This window comes from Streptomyces griseiscabiei (assembly GCF_020010925.1).
Classification (GTDB): Bacteria; Actinomycetota; Actinomycetes; order Streptomycetales; family Streptomycetaceae; genus Streptomyces; species Streptomyces griseiscabiei.
On sequence record NZ_JAGJBZ010000002.1, the window covers coordinates 946,844 to 970,442 of the forward strand.

The window sequence follows — 23,599 nt, forward strand, 5'->3', positions numbered from 1 at the left end:
GGGGCGGTCCTTAGCAGGTTGTCCGTGGGCGGGGCGGTGCTGGGATGCGCTGGGCTGGGCTGCGGTACGGGGGTCGCGACGGGTGGCTCAGAGGCTCTGCGGGATGTCCTCCGGCCTGAGCGTCATCACGTCGGACTCCGTGGCGTCCGGCAGCTCGGCGATCCGGTAGGCCTGGCGTTCCGTCATGGCCTGGAACAGCTGGCGGGCCGTCCGGCCGTTGCCGAAGCCCCGGTCCCGGGGCATCGCGTCGAAGCGGGCGGTGAGCGACTGCCGGGCATCCGGGGCGAGTTCGTACTGGTGCTGGGCGGCCTGGTGCTCGACGATGCTGACCAGTTCCGCGCTGCCGTAGTCCTCGAAGAGCAGGGTGCGGTTGAAGCGGGAGGCGAGGCCGGGGTTGGAGCGGACGAAGACCTCCATCTCCTTGAGATAGCCGGCGACGATCACCACCACGTCGTCGCGGTGGTCCTCCATCAGCTTCAGCAGGGTGGCGATGGCCTCCTGGCCGAAGTCGTTCGAACCGGTGTACTGGGTGAGGGAGTAGGCCTCGTCGATGAACAGCACACCGCCCCGGGCCTGCTGGAAGACCCGGGAGGTCTTCGGGCCGGTGTGGCCGACGTACTCGCCGACCAGGGCCGAGCGGTCGGCCTCGACGAGATGGCCGCGCTCCAGCAGTCCCACGGCGGCCAGGATGCGGCCGTAGAGCCGGGCCACGGTCGTCTTGCCGGTGCCGGGGTTGCCGGTGAAGACGAGGTGGCGGCTGAGCGGGGGCGGGGCGAGGCCCATCTCCTCGCGGCGGCGGACCATCCGCATCAGCTTCACCAGGGACGAGACGTCCTGCTTGACGCGGTCCAGACCGGCCAGGCCGTCGAGTTCGGCGAGCAGGTCCTCGATCGTGTCCTCGGGCGGCGCCTCGGTCTCCCGCGCGGTCGAGGCCGGGTCCGCGCCCGGGCTTCCGGCCGCCGCGAGGGACTGGTCCGCGCCGGTCGGCAGGGAGGGGTTCTGCACGTCCCGGGAGAGGCAGTCGTCGAACACCGGGCGGGCGCCCTTCTCCAGCGCCACGTCCTCCTCGGTGTCCCGGACCAGACAGCCGCGCAGCACGGGGGCGCCGCCCGCCGACACGTGCAGCGCCGGGAAGGCCGCGCCCTCGCTGCCCGCCCCGGCGAAGACACAGTCCTCGAAGGTGCCGCGGGCCTTCTCGCCGACGAACAGGCTGTTCTTGCCGGTCCGGGCCACCGTGACGGACCTGACCCGGGGTTCGGCGCCCGGGCCCACCACCAGACCGGAACCGGCCGCGTCCCGCACCGTGCAGCCCTCGACACTGGGCGCGGCGCGCTCGCCGATCACCAGGCCGGCCGTGCCGGAACCGCTGATCCGGCAGTCCCGCAGCACCGGGGTCGTCCCCGTGCCGCAGGAGATCCCGGCCCGCTCGGCGTCGGTGACGTCGCACTCCTCCAGGACCACCGTCCCGGTCGACTCGGTGGTGATCCCGGCCCGGCCGCGCACCACGGACAGGCCGCGCATCCGGGCCTCGGCCGCGCTGTCGATCCGTACCCCGGACAGCCCGCAGTCCGTGACCCGCCCGCCCTCGACGGTGAGCCCGGCGCGGTCGGTGGCCCGGATCCCGTGCTCGGCCGTCGAGGCGATCCGGCACGCGGTGAGGGTCACCCGGGAGTCGTCGCAGGCGTGCACCGCGCTGAACGAGCAGTCCGTGAGGTCGCCGGAGGCCACCCGGACTTCGGAACGGTCGCCCGCCAGCAGGCCGTTCGCCCGGCTGCCGGTCACCGAGGTGCCCTCGGCGGTCAGCCGGGCCGTGCCCCGGGCCACCAGACCCGAGCCGTGCGCCCGGTCGACCTGGCAGTCCACCAGCTCCACCCGGCTCTCGCCGTCCGCGCTCACCCCCGGCCCCGAGCCGTCCCGCAGCCGGCAGTCGCGCAGCAGGACGTCCCCCGTGCCGGAGACGGCGACCCCGTCCGTGCCGGTGCGCAGGATCTCGCAGCGGGTGAGCAGGACACCGCCGTCGCCTTCCCCGCCGGGGTTCTCGGGGCGCGGCGAACTGCCCAGCACCCGCACGCCCTCGGCGGCCGTCTCCGTCACCCGGCAGTCCAGCGCGGTGACGGTCGCCTCGTCCTCCACCAGCAGACCGCTGCGGCCCGGCCCGGAGATCCGGCACTCGCGCAGCAGCGCGCGGGCGGCGCCCCGGACCCGGACGCCGGAGCCGGTGACCCGCCGTACGGTCAGTTCGGCCGCCTCGGCGACGGCTCGGGCGCCGACGACGACGCCGGTGCCCTCGACGTCCTCGACGACGACCCGGGTCAGCAGGGCCGGGCCGGTGGTGTTGAGGTGCACGGCGGCCAGCTCGGTGCCCGACACCCGGCAGTCGGTCAGTGTGAGCGAGGCGTCGCCGCCCGCCTCCACCCGGCCGCCGGAGATCTCGCAGCCGTCCAGCTCCAGCGCGCCGGCGGCCGCCAGCACGGCGGGCAGCGCCGGGTCCTGGCCGGTCAGGACGAGACCCTCGACCCGTACGCCCGGGGCGGCGGCCTCCAGCACGGGGCGGCCGGGGGACGCGGCCAGCAGCCGTACGGAGTGCGCGGGGCCGTCGGGCAGCAGGTGCACCGCCCGGTCCAGGAGCAGCTGTTCGACGTACGCGCCGGGGGCGATGCGGATCTCGTCGCCGTCGCGGGCGGCGCGTACGGCGGAGGCGATGGTGCGGTGCGTGCCGCGGCCCTTGGGGGCGACCCGGTGCACGGTGGCGGTGGGGGTCACAGGAGCTCCGTTCCGTCGGGGAGGGCGGCCGGATCGAGGGTCAGCGGCTGCGGGGACGCGGGGGCTGACGGGGCAGCCGGCGCGGTGGGGGTGCTGCTCGCGGGCGGGAAGGCGCGGGACGGCTGGATGTTGGCCGTGTCCCGGTTGTTGAGCCCGTAGTTGAGGGTGCCCGCGCCGAGGGCCTCGGCGGCCTGCCAGATCAGCTCGCCGGGGCCGCCGCGGTGGAAGATCCGCGAGCCGGCGGTGGCGTGCCAGGTGTAGCGCAGGAGCCCGCTGGTGATGCCCGAGAACGCCGAGCCGGCGGCGCCCCAGGCACCGGCCTCCAGGGCGTCGAGGCCGGTGCGCTTCTGCCCGTTCACCCCGAACACGGCCGCGTTGACGGCGTTGTTGACGAATCCTGTGAGGACACCGACGCCCAGGCCGTTGAAGAAGTCGTAGGAGCCGGAGCGCCAGCGGGTGGGGTTCTCGAACACGGTCCACTCGCCGTCCCAGTCGTCGCTGGAGGCGAGCGGGTGGCGGTGCCAGTCCTGGCCCTGGTCCAGGTTGGTCAGGCCGTACTTGAGGTAGCCGAGGCGGGTGGTGTCGTAGGCGACGTTGACGCCGACGCGGATGCCGCCGCCGATGGCGCCGTTGAGGGCGGCCCGCTGCAGGGCGACGGTCGGATCGAACGGTGTGTTGCCGAGGTCGGCGGTGATCGCGGAGACGGCGAGGCTGGTGCCGAACTCGATCAGATAGCCCATGGTGAAGTCCGTGACGGCCTTGCGCACCTGGTGCCGCCACATCGGCATGGCGGCCGAGGCGCCGTCCTCGACACCGGTCCAGATCTCGTGGAACACGTCGCGGAACTCACGGTTGAAACCGCGCAGTTCGGCCGTGTAGCCGCGGAAGTCCGTCTCGCGTCCGACGAGCCGCCAGCTGCGGTGCCCGTCGAGGCCCACGTCCCCGCCGACCTTGGGGAAGCTGCTGATCTCGGGCAGTTTGGCGATGTCGAGGTTGGACCAGCGGCCGAAGGCGTCGGTGACCCAGACCCGTCCGGTGATGGTGCGCTGGGCCACCAGCCGGCCGTCCTGGTACTCGCGCCACTGGTTCCACAGCGACTCCGACTCCCGGTACCGGCCCTCGACCCCGTCCACCGGGTCACGGCGGTGGAGCACCTTGCCCATGTCGAACTCCTGCCAGACCTCCCGGTCCACGGTGGCCGAGACATCCGGTTCGAAGTGCCGTGCGGACCGCGAGAGCAGATCGGAGAGGGTGACCGGGCCGGGGTCCACGGGCGCCGGGACGACGCCGTCGTTCACCGTGTACGCGTACTCGCGGACCCGGCCGCCGTCGCGGAACCGTACGACGTCGGTGCCGATGTGGTCGCTCCAGCGCCCCTGGGCGAGGTCCTGGTAGGTGCGGACGCCCTTCGAGGTGACCGTGCCGTCGGCGCCGGTCCGCTGCCAGGACCAGGTGCCGTCCGGCCCCCGGGTGGCGTCGACCCAGACGGAGCCGTCGCCGGTGGCGTTGCGCTCCCGGATCGCGTCGCCCCGGCGCCCGTTCGGCAGCTTCTCGAAGTCGGTGAACGAGTCGTCCCAGGTCCGGGTCCGCACCAGCGAGCCGCGGTTCTGGATACGGACGCCCTCGCTCACCTCGCCGTCCGGGCCGGTGGCCTTCCAGGTCCAGTGGTCCTTGCGGGGGTTGCCGTGCGCCTCGACGTACAGGTCGCCCCAGTGGTCGCGGCGGCCGGTGATCTGCAGCTGGGTGTTCTTGTCCACCCAGACCCCGGAGACGTCGTCGGCGCCGATGCCGCGCGCCGGGTTCTCGCCCAGGTACTCGCGGACCCCGGTGCCCTGCGAGCGCAGCGACAGCAGTTCGTTGCCGTCCGCGTCCTTGAACACGTCCACGAAACCGCCGTCGGCGGAGATGTGCCGGGTGCCGGTCGTACCGCTCTTGGTGTCCAGCCACGGCAGTTCGTAGGCGTCCGCCGTGCCGTTCCACTTCGGGGCCGTGCCCCACTGCTTGGGGTCGGCGGCGCTGCGGCCCACCTCGATGACGTTGCCGTTCTCCAGGGTGCGGGTCTCCCGGACGATCCGGCCGAACTGGTCGATGTCCTGCCAGCCCCGGCCGCCGTGCGCGGCCAGCCGGACGCCCTTCAGCGTGGTGCCGTCGGCCGCGGTCTCCGTCCACTTGGACACCTGGAACATGGAGTCGCCGGTGACGAAGTTGCGGAAGAAGCCGTCGAACCGGCCGTGGCCCGCGCGCGGGTACCAGGCCGCCGCCGGGAGCCGCTGGTCGGAGATCCGGGCGACGTGCAGGGTGCCGCCGTCGGCGAGCTGGGTCATCTCCTCGGTCAGCTCGTCGATGAAGTCGATCGGCTTGTTGTTCGGGCCGACGGCCGTGTGCACCAGGGGGTTCGCCCGCATCCCGCCGGGCGCGGGGCCGGACAGCACCGGGTGCTCCAGATACTGGCGGGAGCCGTGGTAGCCGTCCAGCGGCCAGACGTCGCCCCGCCGCTGGGCCACGGCCCGCTGCCCGGTGGCCGGGTCGGGATAGGTGTCCTTGTAGCCGATCCGGGTCCAGGACCAGTCACGGGTGCCGTGCAGCACCTCGGTGCCGTTCTTGTCGAAACGGGTCCAGACCCAGTCGCCCTTCGCGTTCTTCTCCGCCCGGATCAGACCCCCGTCGAGGGTCTTGGTGTACGTCCGCACGTCGAGGACGTCCATCGGGGCCCAGCGGTACGGCAGTGTGTCGTGGAAGGTTCTGCGGTCACCGTCGAAGATCCGCTCCCCGGCCCGCAGCTTGTTCCCGGCCTCGTCGAACTCGGTCCAGCGGGCCCGGCCGGTCCGGTCCAGGTCGAGGTGGAGGACATGGCCGTCGCCGAGCACCTCGCGCTCGAACAGGGTCACCTTGCCCTCGCCGATCAGCTTGATCTCGCCGGTGGCGGACCTCTCCAGCGTGGCCGTGTCGAAGCGGCCGGTGAGCGGGGTGCCGGAGGAGTCGAGCCGTACGGCCCTGCCCGTCGCGTGGTCGATCTTCCAGAGCCGGCCGTCGGCCTTGCCGCCCTTGACCCGGACGGCGACCGTCTCCTCCAGCAGCCGGCCCGCCGGGTCGAACACCGTGCGCTCCAGGGGGTGGGCGCCCTTCGCGGTGGGGACCAGGGCGATCCGGCCGTCGCCGAGCGACTCGGCGCGGAAGCCGGGCAGTTCACGGCCCGCCCGGTCCAGCACCTGGGGCACACCGCCGGGGGAGCCGGCGTCGAAGCGGAACATGCCCCGGTCGCCGGGCAGCTGGACGTCCTGGAAGGTGTGCACGCCCTCGGGGCCGTAGTGCCAGTGGGTGGTGCCGGCCGTGTCGGTGAGGGTGAGGCCGCCGTGCGCGTGGGTGCTCGGGGCGGCCGTGAAGAGGTCGTCGGCCGGGCGGGTGCCGGCGAAGTCGACCGCGGTGGGGGTCCACGGCCCGCCCTCCGCCGAGCGGCCGGTGACGCCGAGCCTCAGCCCGTCCAGGTCGGCCGGGCCGCCGCGCAGGAACACCTCCTGGTAGGTCGGTCCGCGGTTCGCGTCGAAGCCCAGCGTGAGGTCGGAGGGGGTGTGGTGCACGGTGTAGCGGCTGCCGCCGGGGCCGCCGTGCGGGGTCGGTGTGACGGTGAAGTCGCCGAGGACGCGGCCCGCCGGGGGGACGGCCTGGAGGTCGTCGAGGCGGGTCGCGAGCGGCAGGTCCAGATAGTCGCCGAGCGCGGCGGCCGACTGGCGCCGCAGGACCAGGCGGGCCTGGGCGGTCAGCTCCCGCAGCTGGTCGCCGAGCAGTCCCGGGCGCAGACCGAGCCCGTCCAGCGACACGGCCGCCTCGTCGGCGAGCCGCTGGACGCCGGGCAGGTCCAGGCCCTGGAGGGCGGCGGAGTCGGGCGTCGCGTGCAGGAAGTCCATGGCACCGGTGATGCCGGACATGTCCGCCGGGGCGCCCTCCGGTGCCGTACGCGGACCGCCGGCCTCGTCGAGCGTCCGGTCGAACATGTGGGCGAGGTCGGAGTCGTCCAGGGTGTGGCCGGGACCGGTCGTGCCGCCGGTGTCGCCCAGCTCGTCGAGCCGGACCGGTGCCGTGTCGGCGCCCTCGGTGAAGCGCAGGAAGCCGGAGCCGTCCGGGTCCGGCAGGTCGCGCAGCGCGAGACGGCCGGTGTGGTCGAAGTGGAAGCGCGAGCCGGTGAGGGTGTCGGTGAGCGTGAAACCGCTGGGCAGGCGCTCGGCGAGCGGACCGGTCGTCGGGGTGAACCGGACGGAACCGGCGGCGCCGGTGGGCACCAGCAGATCGACGTCGATCCGCCCCGCACCCTGCGGCCCGGGAACGACGGTCACCGTGACCCGGATGCCCTCCGGCAGCCCGTCCAGGGCGAGGACGGTCTCCCGCCCGAGGAAACCGCCGTCCGGCCCGAAGGTGAACCGGGTCGTGCCGGCCGGGTCGACGATGGCGAACCTGCCGCTGTCGTCCAGCAGTTCGATCGTGAAGTCCGCGGCACGCACCGTGCCGGTTCCGGTCCCGTCGGGGACGTGGTCGGGGGTGCGGTCCGCCTGGTCGAGACGGTACGAGCCCCGCGGTGCCTCGTCGGTCGCGGGGAGGCGGGTCACGCGCAGGTCGAACTCCGCCAGGTCGTCCACCCCGGACAGCGGCACACGGATCGGGTCGCCCGTGCCCCGGACGCCGTCGGCGAGCCCCTCGTCCATCTGCCGGAGGGCGTCGAGGCGGGCCTGCAGCGCGTCCAGGTCGGTGTCCGACAGGTCGCCGCGTTCCGGGAGCGGGTCGGTGCGGGGTGAGTCCGGGTCCATGACGCGGTTCAGTTCGTCGGCGGACAGGGGGCGGGCGTCCTGGGGCACGTCCTTCCAGAGGTCGTCGATGAGCGCGCGCTCCTCCGGGCTGAATCCGTCCGGTGCCCGGAGCGGGGCGCTGCCCGGCGCGTCCGGGCCCGGAAGGCGGTCGAGGCCGTCGAGCGGGCCGGGGCGGTCGAGCGGGCCGAGGCCGCGCAGGCCGCCCGCCTCGTCGAGGGTGCGCTCGAAGATCCGTGCCACATCGCCCAGGTCACCGCCGAAGTCGCCGGGGCTGCCCAGGTCGTCGAGCCGGACCGGCGGGGTGCCGGGCGCGGCGTCCTCGGTGAAGCGGAGGAAGCCGGAGCCGTCCCGGGCGGGCACGTCCCGGATCGTGAGCCGTCCGCCGGCGTCGAAGTGGAAGCGGGAGCCGGTGACGGTGTCGGTGACCGTGAAGCCGTTCGGCAGCCGCCCGGCGAGCGAGCCGTCCATCGGGCCGAGCCGGAAGGAACCGGTGAGGTTCGCAGGCCCGGTCAGTTCGAGGACCCTCGTCGTGGTGGAACCCGTGCCCGGGGTGATCGTCACCTTGACGCCCAGGCCCGCCGGACCGTCGAGGCCCGGCAGCGTGAGCGGCAGCTCCTGCCCGCGCAGGGTGCCGCCGGGTTCGAACCGCCACACCGCGGTGGGCCCGCCCGGATCCGCCACCGGCACCCGCACGGTCAGCTCGGTCAGCGTTCCGTCGGCCGCCCGGACCGGCGTGAGCGTCGCCCCCTGGACCGGCACCCCGTCCGGGCCGACCACCCCCGGCATCGGGTTCAGGGCGTCGTCGGTGAAGCGCAGCGCCAGATCGGTGCCGGTCAGCGGCAGTTCCCGGTGCTCCAGACGCCCCAGGGCGTCGAACTGCCAGAGCACACCGCCCTGCGGACCCGTGATGCTCAGCCCGCCGCCGTCGCGGAGGGCGACGTGCACGTTCTCCAGCCGAACCGGGCCGCCCGGGGCACCGAAGTCCAGCACGTCGATCCGGAACGACGCCGGCGCGAGATCGGTCGCCGGGAACTCCGTGACCCGCAACCGCAGGTTCGTCAGCTCGTCCGCGCCGGACAGGGTGACGCCGTCGAACCGGGAGGGGTTCGGCGGGGTCGGGACGCCCTCGCCCCCGGTCGACGTGAACCGGGCGTTGAACGTCGTGGGTTGCGGCGTCGGGTCCGCGCGCGGCAGGTCGGGGAGCGTGAGCCGGTTCAGTGCGCCTACGTCACCCAGCTCGTCCAGGCGAACGAGGTTCCCTATGTCACCGAGGCGGGTGAGATCGCCGGGGTCGCCCAGGCGGCCGAGGTCGCCGGCCCCGTCCAGGTCACCGAGGCGTCCCAGCTCACCGGCGCCGCCCGCGTCGCCGAGCCGGCTCAGGTCGTTCAGGTCGTTCAAGCCGTTCAGGCCGTTCGCGTCACCGAGACCGTCGAGGTCCGAGGGCAGGGACACCGCCGAGTCCGGTGTCGCCGAGCCGGACACGTCCAGCCGTATCGGGGGCGAGCCGTCCGCCGGGAGGTCCACGAACCGGCCGCCCCGGTCGAACACGAACCGTCCGCCCGTCGCCGTGTCGGTCACCGCGAAGCCGCCCGGCAGCCGCTGGGCCAGGTCCCCGTCCAGTCGTACGACGTCGAAGGTGCCGCCGGCCGAGCCCGGCACGGTGAGCCGGAACGTCGCCGACTGGCCGCCGCCCGGCAGCGAGGTGAACGTCGTGGTCAGCCGGGACCCGGTCAGCGGGCCGCCGACCGGGCCGGACAAGGTCAGCTGTTCGGACAGCCGTGTCCCGTCCAGGTCGAAGCGGCCGATCCAGGCACCGTCGAGCGACTCCACCCGCACACCCGTGACCACGCCCAGCGCACCCCGGACCGGCTCGATCGTCGCACCGCCGGGCAGGGGTGTCCCGTCCGGACCGACCACCCGGGGCAGGGACCCGGGCCCCGCCTCGGCGTCGAAGCGGACGAAGCCGTCACCGCCCGGCAGCCGGATGTCGGTGAACTGCCGGACCTCGTCGGCGCCGAACACGAGCCGGACGTCCCCGACCTGGTCGGTGAAGGTGAACCCGCCGCCCTCCAGCGGGGCGCGCTGCCACTCCGTCCGGAAGCCGGTGGTGCCCGCGAAGTCCGCCGGGTCCACCACCACGGTGTCGGTCCGGGGCGCGGGCGCGTCGAAGCGGTCGAAGGTGAAGTCGTCCGACAGGTAGCCGAGGTCGTCCAACTGGCTGCCGAACGAGTCCAACTGGCTGCCGAACGAGTCTAGTTGGCTGCCGACCGAGTCCAGTCGGCCGCCGGCCGAGCCCAGCGGGCTGCCGATCGCGTCCAGGCCGCCGGCCCCGTCGAGGGAGCCGAGGTCGTCGAGAGCCCGGGGCCCGCCCAGATCGAGCTGGTCCAGCAGCCGCAGCTGGTCGTCGAGGGACAGCCCCTGGAAGTCCAGCGCGCTGAGGCCCGAGGCGCCCTCCCCGGCGCCCCTCGGGGCCAACGCCAGTTCGGGGAAGGGGTTGCCGCCCCCGAAGTTGGGGTTGGGGATCCATTCGAGGAGGTTGTGCTGGGCGTCCATCCGGTACGCGCCACGGATGAACTCCGAGGCGATACCGCCGGGGAAGGCGATCTCGTTCTCCGAGGCCCAGCCCGACGCCCGCCAGGCGTCCGTGCCCAGGGAGCGTTCGAAGGTCCGGCCCACGTCGATACCGCCGGAGGCCTCGATCTCGAACTTGAAGACGCCGTCCCAGATCAGATTCCGGTCGGTGGTGGTGCTCAGGAACGCCGACGGCTGGCCGGTCCTGACCATGACGTCGAGGCTCGTCTCCAGGGGGTCGCGGACGGTGAACCCCTCGCTGAAGATCTGGTCGAGGGGCCGTGTGCCGCCGATCCGCCACAGCGTCTCGTCGGTCGTCCGCCAGACCGGCGCCGGGGTGATGGCCTGGATGTCGACCGAGCGGTCGGCGGCGAACGCCAGCCGGTCCAGCCGCTGCGGCGACGGCAGGGCCACCTCGTCCAGCAGCCCGGTTCCCGGCAGCCGGGGGAGCGTGACCGATCCCGGGTCGCCGAGGACCGCCGGCCTGCCGTCGGCGCCGAACCGGGTGACGACGCCCTCGGGGCTCGTGACGGTGAACACGCCGTCGACCATCCGCACCTGTACGTCCGGCACGACCCCGGCGTCCGACCTGAGCACCCAGGTGACGGCCGGCCCGGGCTCCATCGTGATCCACTGCCCGGTGGGCCGACCGACGCCGTCCAGCAGCCGGAGCTCACCGGTGGGCAGTGCGGCTCCGGGACCGTCGACGCGGGCCATCATCACCGTGATGTCCCGGCGGACGGTGTCCAGGTTCATCCCCAGCCGGTCGAACGCGATCCTGGACCGGTCGAAGTCGAGCCGAGCGGCGCTCAGATCCAGCTCGGCCTTGGCGCGGCTCAGCGGCGATACGTCGGTCAGCGCGTCGAGTTCGCCGAGCCCGCGTCCGGCGGTGTCCAGCTGGACCTGGGTGGTCTGGGTGCGCAGCCAGGCCTGGAAGCGTTCCGTGGCGAGCCTGCCGGTGGCACCGCCGGTGACGATGTCCCGCAGGGTCAGCGGGGCGAACGTGGTGCTTCCGCCGACCGGGGTGGTCGGGTCCGTACGGACCGGCCCGAGGCCGAGCAGTTCGCGTGCGCCCCGGGAGCCGTCGGCGGTGTCGGGGATCAGCCGGGTGAGGTCGTCGAGCCTGATGCCCAGTTCGCCGAGGCGGTCGGTGCCGGTGCCCGAGTTCCAGGCCGGGACGCGGGGGTCGGCCGGGCCGATGGCCTCGACGGTCACCCCGTCCTTCAACCGCACCCGGACGTCGACCGGATCGGTCGTCCCGACGCGCAGGACGACCCCGTCCGGGGTGACGTTCACGAGGTCGATCTCGCCGTCCAGGATCCTGCCCACCTGGAACTCGGTCAGCCCGCCGAGCCTGCCGTCGAGGCTCAGCCCCGCCGGCCCGGACAGGTCGTCGAGGGGCTTGAGCAGTCCGGTCGCGGTGCGCTCCACGCCCGTCAGCTCGTCGAGGTCCCGCAGCTGGTCGAGCGTGGTGCGCTGCGGCAGCAGGGTGGTGGGGGAGGCGGGGGCGAGGGGGGCGCCGAACTCGTCCACCTGGTCGAACAGGCCGAGCGTGGTGCGCGGCCGGAGCGATGTCAGATCGTCGGCCACCCGGCCCGTCAGGGGGTCCAGCACCCGGAGCGGCTGTCCACCGGGGACCGTGCCGACCGGCAGACCCACCGTGTCCAGGGTGTCCAGAGTGCTCAGCCGGAGGCCCAGTTCGTCGAGGCCGGAGGGCATACGGGGGGTGCCGGGGCCGGTCAGGGAGCTGAAGGCGGGGGTGCGCGGGGTGGCCACCGGTGTCACGTGGATGTCGGCCAGCTCGTCGAGCGTGGTGGTGAACTCGGGGGTGCCGGGCACGGCGAGCCGGTCGGTGTCCGTGCCGGTCACCGGGCGCAGGCCGCCGCCCCGGTCGAGGTTGCGGCCCGTCAGATGGGTGAGGTCCGCGGCCAGGGAGCCCGTTCGGCCGAGCGGTCGCAGGGCGCGCGGGGTGAAGTGCAGACCGCGCTCGATGAACCCCATACGGGCGGCGCCCCGGTAGCCGAACCGGGCGATCTCGGAGTACCGCATGGGCAGCAGGGCCGTCATCGTCAGCCGGCCCAGGCTCATGACGCCGAAGACACCGAGCCGGCCGGCCGTGCCGCCGCCGACGAACGCGGTCGACTCGACGAAGTCACGGGCCAGCGCGGACCAGCCCTGCCGCCAGGTGCTCCGGGCGAAGCCGCCCATGAACCGCAGGGCCGACCCCAGCATCGCCGGTGTCTTCGACAGGACCCGGGGCAGTGCCATGAACCCGCTCGCGGCCCGGCTGCCGAGCCCGCCGCCGAACCGTACGAGGCCCTGTCCGGCCAGCGACAGCAGTCGGCCGGGGGAGGAGAACAGCATCCTGCCGCCCCGGAACAGCAGCCGCCCGCTCGCGGACAGCGCACCGCCGAGGGCCTTCGCGCCGGACGATGCCATCCGGGCCAGCCCGCCGAGCGTGGTGAGCCCCTTCGTCGACGGGAACAGGATGCCGAGGAAGGCGAGGCCCAGGCTGAGGGCGTTGCCGTTGCCCGTGGCGTAGTCGACGAGGGCCTTGGCGAAGAGCACCGCGCCGAGGCCGAAGGCCACGAGTCCGAGCGGGCCGCCGATCACGGCCGCGACGAGGGTGATGACCAGCGCGACGATCTCCAGCACCTTGAAGAACGTCGACACGAACCGTTTCCAGAAGCTCTTCTTCGGCTTCTTCACCGGCCGCGACACCAGCCGGGCCGCCTCGCGCAGGGTGTCCTCCAGGATCTTCGCCTCGGCCTGGACGGCGTCGATCTCGGCGTCCACCTCGCCCCGGGCGCGGGTCATCTCCGGGTCGTTCCCGGCGAGCGGCGTACCGCCGACCCGTTCCAGCGCGGCGACGGTGTCCGCGGCGTTCTCGGCCCGGTCCTGGGAGTCGCCGAGGGCGCGCGCGTAGCGTGCGGTGGCGTCGGCCGCCATGTCGAACGAGCGGTTGACGTTCGCCATGAACGTCTTCAGCTCGTCCTTGACGTAGTTGCGCAGCGCGTCCGCGGTCCGTCCCTCGAAGCCGCCGTCCTCCGCCTTGGCCAGCAGGGTGTCGAGGCCGTTGCTGACCCGCCCCGAGAGATCGCTGAGGTCGCGCAGCTCCTTGGTGACGCCCTCCAGGACACCCGGATTCCCCGTCACCGGATTGCCGGTGAAGCCGACTCTGCTCCACTCGTCGGAGGTGGCCAAGGAGTCCTCCAGTCGGGTCCGGGACTTGGGGTACCGAAAGCAGACGTAGCGAGGCGGCCCAGGAGTTCAAGAAAGTGGCGCACGCCACAGTTCTGGCCGGTCAGCGCGGTGCGGACGAAATTTCTTTGAACCATCCGGACCCGAGTCCTCGTCTACAGGGCGGTTCGGCACCGACCGGTTCCCCTCACCGACCGGCTCGCCTCACCGATCCGCCCGCTTCACCTCACCGACTCGACCCCTCCAGGAAGGACGGCGGACATGGTGCGCGTCTCCTACGACTACGACCTGATGACCGTCCTCGCCCGCCATCTGTGGCACCTGCGCGACGAACTCGACACCGCGTCGAAGACGGACAAGACGTTCGCCGCCGGGGACATCGGCCCGCGCCGGGAGACGGCCGAGGCGCTGGAGGACTTCTACGGCGCCTGGAAGAAGTCGTTCGGCGAGGGCTGGCAGGCCATGACGGACCTCGGCAACCTCCTCGACCGGGCGGGCAAGGCCTTCTACGACCAAGACGCCTCGCACGCCGCCGGCGCGGCCCAGCAGGTCACCGGCCAGGTCCGCGACGAGGCCGCCCGGCAGAACGAGACCCGCAAACAGGCGCTGAACGGCAAGCTCCGCGCCCAGGAGGCCGCACGGCTCGAAGCCCGCTACAAGACCCAGCAGGCGCGTCTGAAGAAGGAACAGGACGCGCTGGTCGAGAAGCGGAACAGGATCGACGCACAGACCGCGGCCCAGCAGAAGCGCCAGGAGGAGCTGAACAAGGAGCAGGAGGAACTCGCCGAGCGGCGCGCCCCCCTCCTCAAGGAGCAGGACGAACTCCAGGCCAGACAGCGGCGGCTCTGGCAGGAGGAGAAGGAACTCCTCAAGGAGCGCGAGGAGAAACTCAAGGTCGAGCGGGACGAGCTGCAGAAGGAGTACGAGGCCCTCCGCAAGGAGCAGGAGCCCCTCCTGAGGCAGCAGGAGGATCTCCAGCGCAGACAGCAGGAGCTCTGGGCCGACGAGAAGGCCCTCCGCGAGGAACAGGACGCGGCCCTGGAGCAGAAGGCCACCGACCTGGAGCGGGAGCAGAAGGCCTACGACGAGAAGCAGGACGCCCTCCAGGCGAGACAGGACGCCCTGTGGGAGGAACGGACATCCCTGCTGAGCGGCGGGAATGCCTCCCGGTCCGACCTCGACGACTGGCAACGCAGACAGGACGCCCTGGACAAGGAGCGCGACGACCTGTGGGAGTCCGAGGGCAAGGGACTCTCCGCGCGCTGGGACGCACTGGAGCAGGAACAGCGCGACCAGGAGAAGGCGTTCGAGCCGTTCCGCGCCCGGCAGAAGGAACTCGACGACGAGCGGGACGCCCTGAGCCGCGCCCAGGAGCCCCTCTCCGAGCGGCAGGAGGGCCTCCAGGCCCGGCAGAAGGAGCTCTGGGCCCTGGAGAGATCCACCCAGCGGGAGGTGGAGGACGCCCTGAGGACCGAGCGGGACGACCTGGAGGCCGATCGCGCCGACCTCCAGACACGGCTGGACCCCCTGGACCGGGAGTCGGACGACCTCCAGGACCGCCAGAAGGAGCTGTGGGACGACCAGTCGGCCACCGACAAGGAGCAGACCGCGCTCTCCGAGGAGGAGAAGCCCGTCCAGCAGCGGCAGCAGGACCTCCAGGACACCTTCGGCGACGAGTACGACAAGCTGCGCGACTGGGACCCGGACAAGGACGCCGACGTCGGCCGGCTCCGGGGCATGCGCGGCCAGTTGGACGACCTGCCGCCCGAGGCCTTCGTGCCGAAGGGCTACACGATCGACGACGGCAACAGCACCACCACCGTGTCGTACCAGCTCGACGAGAACGGCGAGATCAAGGTCGACGAGCACGGCGAGCCCGTCGAGACGACCACCACGGTCACCAACAAGAACACGGGCCTGACGTACTCCGAGACGTATCACCCGCTGTCCCGTGACGGCGACTCCGTGACCACGATCCGCAGCTCCGACGGCTCCGCCACCAAGGTCTACATGGACGCCGACCCCGAGGGCGCGCCCGACGGGTGGATGAAGCGCTATGTCACCGACGAGACCGGCCGGGACACCCTCCAGATCTGGACGAAGCGGCCCGGTGAGGACTGGTCGTTGACGATGGACAAGCAGGAGTACCTCGACTCCGAGGCCGGCAAGGAGGACGCCCAGCAGTTCCTGGACCGGCCCCCCGCCTACCTCACGGTGGAGAAACCGCTGGTCGACTCCGGTGGCCGGCCCGCGGACGCCACCGCGCCGGGGACGACGACCACCGTGCAGGAGGGCGTCACCCGCACCGACTACACCGGTGCCGACGGCTCCGTCACCAAGGTCGTCACCAACGAGAACACCGGACAGCGCTTCGTCGCCGACGCGAGCAACGAGATCCAGGAGATCTGGCAGCGCGCCGAGGACGGGTCCTGGTACCTGCGGGAATCCGTCACCCAGCACGAACGCAGCAGCGCCGAACCACCCCTCGGCTCCCTCGGGGAGAACTGGCGCTGACCCACGCGGCGCGCCCCGCGCCCACCCCCAAGCTCCCTGCGCGCCTCCCGCGCCGCCGGGTCCCATCAACACCGCATTCACACAGAACGAGGTGCACCATGCCGAAGAACGTCATCGACGACGAGGAAATCGAGAGCACTGCCAAGAAGCTCGACTCCGCCGTCAGCGACACCCTGGTCCCCCAGCTGTCCTCGCTCCAGGCCGATGTCGAGAACCTCCTCCAGGGCGGCCTGCTGCTGACGGCGACCAGCCCGAAGATGCAGACGTCCTACGCGAACTTCAACAAGTCGCTGACCGAGGCCGTGAACAACATCACGCAGTTCTCCAAGCAGTTCCGGGACATCTGCAACGCCGTCAACAACCTGGACTCGCAGATCGCCGGCGGCATCCCCAGCTGATCCGGGTCCACCCCGAGCCGGGACACCGACCCGGACTCCCCCTTCCGTCGGTGTCCCTTGCGCAGGGGTGCCGGCCCACTCCCCCGGGCCGGCACCCCTGTTCGCCTTCTCTGTTCACCTTTTCTGTTCGGTTTTTCGGACAACTCGCCGGTAACCTCAGGTTCCTCTCAGGAACCCTTGAAAGCTGCAGAACCGCTCATAGACTCCCTCTTGCGGAACCTCGCATTCCACCCATGAACCGCGAGGTCGTCCCGGGTACCCGTGCTCAGCCCCGCGCAGCCCTGCTCTGCCCAGCCAACGCCGCCGCCGCGGCGCCCGACCGGACCGGCACAGAAGACTCACGCCGGCCCTGGGGGAATCCATGAGAACGTCCATACCCAGTCCCGTCGTGACGGGGAGCGCTCCCGCCTCGGGCGAAGCGCCGCCCGTTACCGGCGATACGCCGCCCGCCGGCGACGGCTCGATCCGCAGACTCTACGAAGAGCACCACGGCCCGCTGCTGCGCTATGTCTCCGGACTGGTCCGCGGAGACCGGCAGCGCGCCGAGGACTTCGTCCAGGAGACCCTGGTCCGCGCCTGGCAGAGCACCGCGAGCCAGCCCCCGGGCTGGGCGCCGTCCCGGGCCTGGCTGATGCGGGTCGCGCACAACCTGGTGATCGACTGGGCCCGGCGCGAGCGCCCGCACCACGAGGTCACCCAGGAGCACACCCTGGAGCACCACGCCGAGACCGTGGACCCGATGAGCGAGGCCGACCAGCGCCGCTTCCTGGTCCACGCCCTCTCCCGGCTCTCGCACTCCCACCGCGAGGTGCTCTTCTACGTCTACGTCCTCGGCTGCAGCGGCCCTGACGCCGCCGACGCGCTGGGCATCCCGCCGGGCACGGTGAAGTCCCGCACCCACCACGCGATACGGGAGCTGCGCCGCCGGCACCCCGAGCACACCCGGGCGGCGGCGTGACCACGCCCACCGGACCCGGCTCGGCACACGGCTCGGTCCTCGCGCTGGGCAAACCGAACGACTCGCTCCTCACGGTCCTCATCGTGGGTGTCGTCGTCCTGCTGCTGCTCTTCCTGCTGCTCCGGCACCTGGTGCGCAAGCGGGGCGGCTGGCGGCGCTTCCGGCGTCGGCTCGGCCGTGAACTGACCCTGACCCGGCGGGCGTTCGGCGAGCCCCTGCGCGGCTACCGGCGCCACCGGCGCGGCGTGCGCGCCCTGGCCCGCCATCTGTCCGACCCCCGGGGCGGTCTGCTCGTACGGCGGCTGCTGGACGCGGCGGCGACGGCTCTGGCCGACGCGCCCGGCGCGGTCCCGCACGCCGTGCGCACGGAGGCCGGACTCGCCGCCGTGCAGATCGCCGCCCGTCCGCTGCCGGAACCGCCCGCTCCCTGGGAACCGGCCGACGAGCCGGGCCCGCAGCGCTGGGAGCTGCCCCTCGCGGAGGCGGACGGACTGCCGCAGGGCCGCCCGCGCACCGGTGCGCGGATCCGTCCGCTGCCGGTCGCCGTCGGCATGGCGGACGACGCCTGCGTCCACCTCGATCTGACCGCCGGACCACGGCTGATCACCGTCGAGGGCGACACCGCCGCCCGGACCCGGCTGCTCCAGGCGCTGGCCGCCCAGCTGGACCGGCCCGGCAGCGGGGCCTCGGTCATGGTCACGGACGGGGTCCATCCGCAGTACCGGGGGGAGCGGCTCGACGCCGTCCTGCGCGAGCTGGAGGAGACCGAGGAGGGGCCCGAGGGCGCCGGCGAGTTCGACGAGTCGGGGCGCGCCGCCACGACCGTGGTCGTCTGCGCCGCCCCGGGCTCGGACCAGGCACGGCGGCTCGGCGCCCTCGCCGCCTCGGGCGCCGTCGTCTGCCTGATCGACGGCCGGGTCGCGGGCCACAGCTGGGCCCTGCGCGTCGACGGCCGCGGCCGGGTGGTCGCGCCCGAACTGGAGCTGGACGTGGACTCGTCCCCGCTCGGCGGAGCCGTCGCCGTCGCCGTCCGCGCGGACCGCCGCCGCCTGCGCCGTGAGGCGTCGCCCCGCCGGGGCACCCCCGCCCCGCCCCGCTCCGCCCACCGCGAACCCCGGCCGCGGGAGGCCGAGGAGATCAGGGAGATCGAGGAGCTCCGGGAGATCGAGGCTGCCCGGCCGGTACGGACGGCCCGGCAGACCGAGGCCACCCGGACGCTCCCGGCCGTCGAGGAGCCCCCAACGCTCCCGGAGGCCGAGGCACTCCGCGAGGAGACGCCGGCCCCCGCCCTCCAGGCCCCGGTCCCCGCCCGGACCACCACCGCCTCCGAACTGCTCGCCGAACCGGCCGTGGCCCGGGACCGCACGACCGCCGCCTCCTCCGGCGTCCGGGAGGACTGATGTCCCGGGTCGTGTCCGCGCTGTCCCGTCGGCCGTGCGATGTCGTGTCCGCGCTGTCCCGTCGGCCGTGCGACGCCGTGTCCGCGCCGCCGCGCCCGTCGCGCGAGACCTGGCGCGAGGCGCCCCGGGCCCGCCCGCCGGGCTGGCCGCGGCTCCGTGCGCCCGGCCTCCGGCCCGTGACACCACCCCCGTTCCGCACACCGTCCCGCCCCCGGTCCAACGGCTTCGGTCGGCCCCGGGAGGACTGACGTCCGCCGGTGGGGCTCCGGGCCCCGCCCCCACACCGGCCTCCGGCCGTCACCCCGCACCCGAACCGCCCACCCCCGAGCACCCCCAAGGGGCGCAGTGAAACTCCTCATCACCACGGTCGCCGACGGCGACGCCACCGGCCGCCAGGACGTGCTGCTGAGCGCCTCCGGAAGCACCCCCGTCGAGGACGTCGCCGCCCAGCTGGCCCGGCTGCGCGCCGGTGACCCGGACGGGACCGGATCCGCGCCCGCCGCGTCGGGTCCGGCCCCGGCTTGCTTCCTGGGCGACGAGGCCCTCGCCCCGGGCACCCCGCTGGCCGCGACACGGCTGATGGACGGCAGCGTCATCGCCCTCGGCGCCCCGCAGCCATCCCCGGCCACCGCCTACGGCCCCGAACGCGACGCCATGCCGCAGCCGCACCGGGCGGACCACTCCCCGGTGGTCGAACTCCAGGTGGTGGGCGGCCCCGACGCCGGACGGGTCCACCGGCTCGGCCTCGGTACGCACGGCCTCGGCCCGCTCGCGGACGCCGCGGTCCCGCTGGACGGGCGGGGCATGCCGGGCGAGGGCGTGCGGGTGACCGTACGGCCGGACGGTTCGGCCGTGGTGGAGCTGCCCGAGGGCGGTCCGGCGCGGCTGTCCGTGCCGGAGCCGCCGGAGCACCGGGGCCGCCCCAACACCCCGCTGCTGCCGCTCGCGGAGCAGGACGAGGAGGACGAGGACCCCGGGGAGGCCGACGACGACAGCGCGGAACTCCCCGACGGCTGGGTGCTCTGGCCCGGCGGCGCGGAACTGTCCGTCGGCGACCATCTGCTGCGGCTGACCGAACCGACCGTCAGGGACGCCGCGGTGGTGCCGTCCGAGGGCGGGGGCGGCCTGGACTACAACCGCCCGCCGCGCATCCTGCCGCACCTCGCGCCCGAGCGGTTCCGGCTCCCCGGCCCGCCCGATCCGCCCGCCCGCCGCCCGATCCCGCTGCTCGTGGCCCTCGCCCCGATGGTCTTCGGCGTCAGCATGATGTTCTTCCTGAACTCGTACTTCTATCTGATCTTCATGTTCCTCTCGCCGGTCCTGATCGCCGCGAACTACGTCAGCGGACGACGCCAGGCCCGCAAGGACTACGAGGAGAAGTCCAGCGTCTACCGGCAGCGCCGGGCCTCGCTGGAGGAGGACGTACGGCAGAAGGTCGCCACCGAGCGACGGCTGCGCACCGAGAGCGCGCCCGACCCCGCCGTGGCCGGTCTCTGGGCGGTGGGCCCCGGCCGCAGGCTGTGGGAGCGGCGCCGGGGCGACCCGGACCACCTGTCCCTGCGGATCGGCACCGCCCCCCAGCCGTCCCTGCTCGGCATCGACGACACCGCCCGCGAGGACAACCACACCGCCGTCCACTGGACGATCCCGGACGCCCCGGTCGGCGTCGACCTCGTCGAGAGCGGCGTCGTCGGTCTGGCCGGTGCGACCGCCCCGGTGCAGGCGCTGGCCCGCTGGATGACGGCCCAGGCCGCCGTCCTGCACACCCCGCGCGATCTGCGGATCGTCGTCCTCACCGACAAGGCCGCCGAGGACTCCTGGCACTGGACGCGCTGGCTGCCGCACTCCCGCGAAGGTCTGCCCGGCGTGCGCGGCGGCGCCGTCACCCTGATCGGCAACGACCCGGAGACGGTCGCCAACCGTGTGGCCGAACTGGTCTCCACGCTGCGCACCCGCCAGCGGGCCGCCGAGTCCACCATGAGCAAGGCGCTGCTGAGCGAACCGGACGTCCTGGTGGTGATGGACGGCGCCCGGCGGCTGCGCGACGTGCCCGGTGTGGTGTCGATCCTCAAGGAGGGCCCGGCCGTCCGGATCTTCCCGCTCTGCCTGGACCAGGAGGAACGCCTCCTGCCGGAGGAGTGCACGGCAGTCGTCCGCCACGAGAACCACCGGCTGACCCTGCGTCGCACCGGCCGCCCCGACATCGCCGACATCCGCCCCGACCTGGTCGAACCCGAGTGGTGCGAACGCGTGGCCCGGGGCATCGCCCCGATCCGCGACGTCACCCCGGACGCCTCCGAGGGCCTGCCCACCGAGGTCGGGCTCCTCGAACTCCTCGGCCTGCCCGAGCCGAGCGGTGAGCAGATCGCCGCCCGCTGGGAGCGGCGGCCCGCCTCCACCGGCGTCCTGCTGGGCGCCGGCTACGACGGCCCGATCGCCTTCGACCTGGTCAAGGACGGTCCGCACGGTCTGGTCGCCGGAACCACCGGCTCCGGCAAGTCCGAACTGCTGCAGACCTTCGTGGCCACCCTCGCCGCGGTCAACCGGCCCGACGAACTCACCTTCGTCCTCGTCGACTACAAGGGCGGCAGCGCCTTCAAGGACTGCGTCGACCTCCCGCACACCCTCGGCATGGTCACCGACCTGGACAGCCACCTCGTCCAGCGCGCGCTGACCTCGCTCTCCGCCGAGCTGACCCGCCGCGAGCACATCCTGGCCGACGCGGGCGCCAAGGACCTGCCCGAGTACCAGGGCACGCGCCGCCGCACCCCCGAACTGCCGCCCGTGCCCCGTCTGGTGATCGTCATCGACGAGTTCGCCACCCTGTACCGGGAGATCCCCGACTTCATCCCCGGCCTGGTGAGCATCGCCCAGCGCGGCCGTTCCCTCGGTATCCATCTGGTCCTCGCCACCCAGCGCCCGGCCGGTGTGGTCAGCTCCGACATCCGGGCCAACACCAATCTGCGGATCGCGCTCCGGGTCACCGACAGCTCCGAGAGCATGGACGTGATCGACACCAAGGACGCCGTCAGCATCTCCCCGGCCACCCCCGGCCGCGCCCTCGCCCGCCTCGGCCACGGCACGGTCGTCCCCTTCCAGACCGCCTACGCGGGCACCCCGATGCCCGGCGTGAAGTCCGCCCCGGAGGCCCCGGAGCAGCGGGCCCCGGAGGAGTCCCGTATCTGGAGCACCGAACTCCACTGGCAGCGTCTCGGCCGCGCCGCCGGACTCCCGGGCACGGCGGAGGGGGAGCAGGGTGGCGACCCGGCGTCGGACACGGCGGGCGACGAGGTCCCGACCGACCTCAACGCCCTGGTCGCGGCGGTCTCCGAGGCGTCCGCGCTCGTCGGCTGCGCCCCGCAGCCCAGCCCCTGGCTCCCGGCCCTCGGCCAGCACCTCCTGATCGACGACCTGCCCCAGCCCGACGGGACCGGCGGCGCCCGCCTCGCCCCCGTCTCCTGGGGCCTGTCGGACCTGCCCGAGGCCCAGGCCCAGCTGCCCGTCCGCCTCGACCTCGCCGAGTTCGGACACCTGTACGTCATCGGCATCCCGCGCTCCGGCCGCTCCCAGGTGCTGCGCACCATGGCCGGCGCCCTCGCCCGCGGCCACTCCAGTGCCGACGTCCACCTCTACGGCATCGACTTCGCGGGCGGCGCCCTCACGGCGCTCGGCGTGCTGCCGCACTGCGGCGCGGTCGTGCCCCGGGGCGACATCGAGCGACTCGAACGACTGTTCGCAAGGCTCGACGGTGAACTGGAACGCCGCCAGGAACTCCTCACCGACCGGCACGCGGGCAACCTCACCGAACTCCGCGAGACCGTCGGCGCCGGCTCCCGCCCGCCGCACATCATGCTGTTCATCGACGGCTGGGACGCGCTGATCGAGGCCGTCGCCGACCACAACGGCGGCCGCCTGGTGGAACAGCTCAACCGCTTCCTGCGCGAGGGAGCCGCCGCCGGACTGCATGTCGTCGCCACCTCCGAACGCGCCCTGCTGTCCGGCCGTGCCACCGCCCTCAACGACAACAAGCTGCTGCTGCGCCTGAACGACCGGACCGACTACCACGCCGTCGGCAAGCGGGCCCGTGACATCCCCGACCTGATCCTCCCGGGCCGGGGCTTCACCTCCGACGGCGGCACCGAGATCCAGGTCGCCCTGCTCGCCCCCGGCGCCACCGGCCAGGAACAGGCCGAGGCGCTGCGCGCGATCGGCGCCGAGGCCGACCGCCGCGACGCCGGACTCCCCGCCGACCGCAGGCCCGTCCGCATCGGCACCCTGCCGGTGAAGGTCACGTTCACGGACGCGTACGAGAAGGTGGGGGAGGAGTTCCGGCGGCCGATGTGGGGTCTGCTGGGCCTCGGCGGCGACGACGTCTCCCCGGTCGGCGTGGACTTCGCGGAGACCTCGCCCACCTTCTCGGTCGTCGGCCCGCCCGGCTCCGGCCGCAGCACCACCCTGGCCGCCCTCGCCGTCTCGCTGCTCGCCTCCGGCACCCGGCTGGTGATCCTCGCCCCACGCGAGTCCCCGCTGCGCACCCTCGGCGACCACCCCGGCGTACGGCTGATCACCGCGACCGAACCCACGGTCGAGGAGTTCACCGAGGCCCTGGAAGCCGGGGACGGGCCCCGGGTCGTCATGGTGGACGACGCCGACCTGTTCGTCCTGCCGGACATCGACCAGAACCTGCGCTCCCTGGCCCAGTCCGGCCGGGACCACGGCATCGGCGTCGTCATCGCCGCCACCGCCGAGACCATGACGGGCGCCATGGGCTGGCTCAGCGCCCTGAAACGGCACCGCAAGGGCGTCCTCCTCGGCCCGCAGAGCATCCTGGAGGGCGACACCATCGGCGCCCGCCTCGCCCACGCCCACCTCCGCGGCCGTAAACCCGGCCGGGGCCTCACCGTCGACCCGCGCACCGGCGAACTGATCAACGTCCAGATCCCGGAGACCGTGCTCGACACGGACCACTGAGACCGCGGCGCCCGGGGGACGAGG

The 23,599-nt window shown here is 73.4% G+C and carries 7 protein-coding genes; 5 read left to right on the top strand and 2 right to left on the bottom strand.

What is annotated here, in order from left to right:
- Positions 1 to 87 precede the first annotated feature (87 nt).
- Together J8M51_RS21650 and J8M51_RS21655 are read right to left on the bottom strand one after the other, a co-directional pair.
- Positions 88 to 2,763, bottom strand: coding sequence for a right-handed parallel beta-helix repeat-containing protein (locus J8M51_RS21650; RefSeq protein ID WP_086755682.1), 2,676 nt, complete (start codon positions 2,761 to 2,763; stop codon positions 88 to 90).
- Positions 2,760 to 13,337, bottom strand: a complete 10,578-nt coding sequence (locus tag J8M51_RS21655; protein ID WP_267299400.1) for a scabin-related ADP-ribosyltransferase — start codon at positions 13,335 to 13,337, stop codon at positions 2,760 to 2,762. Before J8M51_RS21655 ends, J8M51_RS21650 begins: the two co-directional genes overlap by 4 nt.
- A gap of 258 nt (positions 13,338 to 13,595) precedes the next feature.
- Between J8M51_RS21655 and J8M51_RS21660 the strand changes: the two genes are divergently transcribed.
- From J8M51_RS21660 to J8M51_RS21680, 5 genes are all read left to right on the top strand, one after another.
- Positions 13,596 to 15,848 (top strand): hypothetical protein, encoded by a 2,253-nt coding sequence (locus J8M51_RS21660; RefSeq protein ID WP_086763177.1) that lies wholly within the window; start codon positions 13,596 to 13,598, stop codon positions 15,846 to 15,848.
- Positions 15,849 to 15,946: 98 nt separating this feature from the next.
- The gene (locus tag J8M51_RS21665; RefSeq protein WP_086748184.1) at positions 15,947 to 16,246 is read left to right on the top strand and encodes a hypothetical protein; all 300 of its coding nucleotides are present in this window, start codon (positions 15,947 to 15,949) and stop codon (positions 16,244 to 16,246) included.
- Positions 16,247 to 16,607: 361 nt separating this feature from the next.
- Complete coding sequence (locus J8M51_RS21670; RefSeq protein ID WP_086763179.1) at positions 16,608 to 17,204, top strand: sigma-70 family RNA polymerase sigma factor; 597 nt, start codon at positions 16,608 to 16,610, stop codon at positions 17,202 to 17,204.
- Positions 17,201 to 18,604, top strand: a complete 1,404-nt coding sequence (locus J8M51_RS21675) for a hypothetical protein (RefSeq protein WP_267299401.1) — start codon at positions 17,201 to 17,203, stop codon at positions 18,602 to 18,604. The genes J8M51_RS21670 and J8M51_RS21675 overlap by 4 nt, the downstream gene beginning before the upstream one ends.
- Positions 18,605 to 18,949: 345 nt before the next feature.
- Positions 18,950 to 23,575 (top strand): FtsK/SpoIIIE domain-containing protein, encoded by a 4,626-nt coding sequence (locus J8M51_RS21680; RefSeq protein ID WP_267299402.1) that lies wholly within the window; start codon positions 18,950 to 18,952, stop codon positions 23,573 to 23,575.
- Positions 23,576 to 23,599 lie beyond the last annotated feature (24 nt).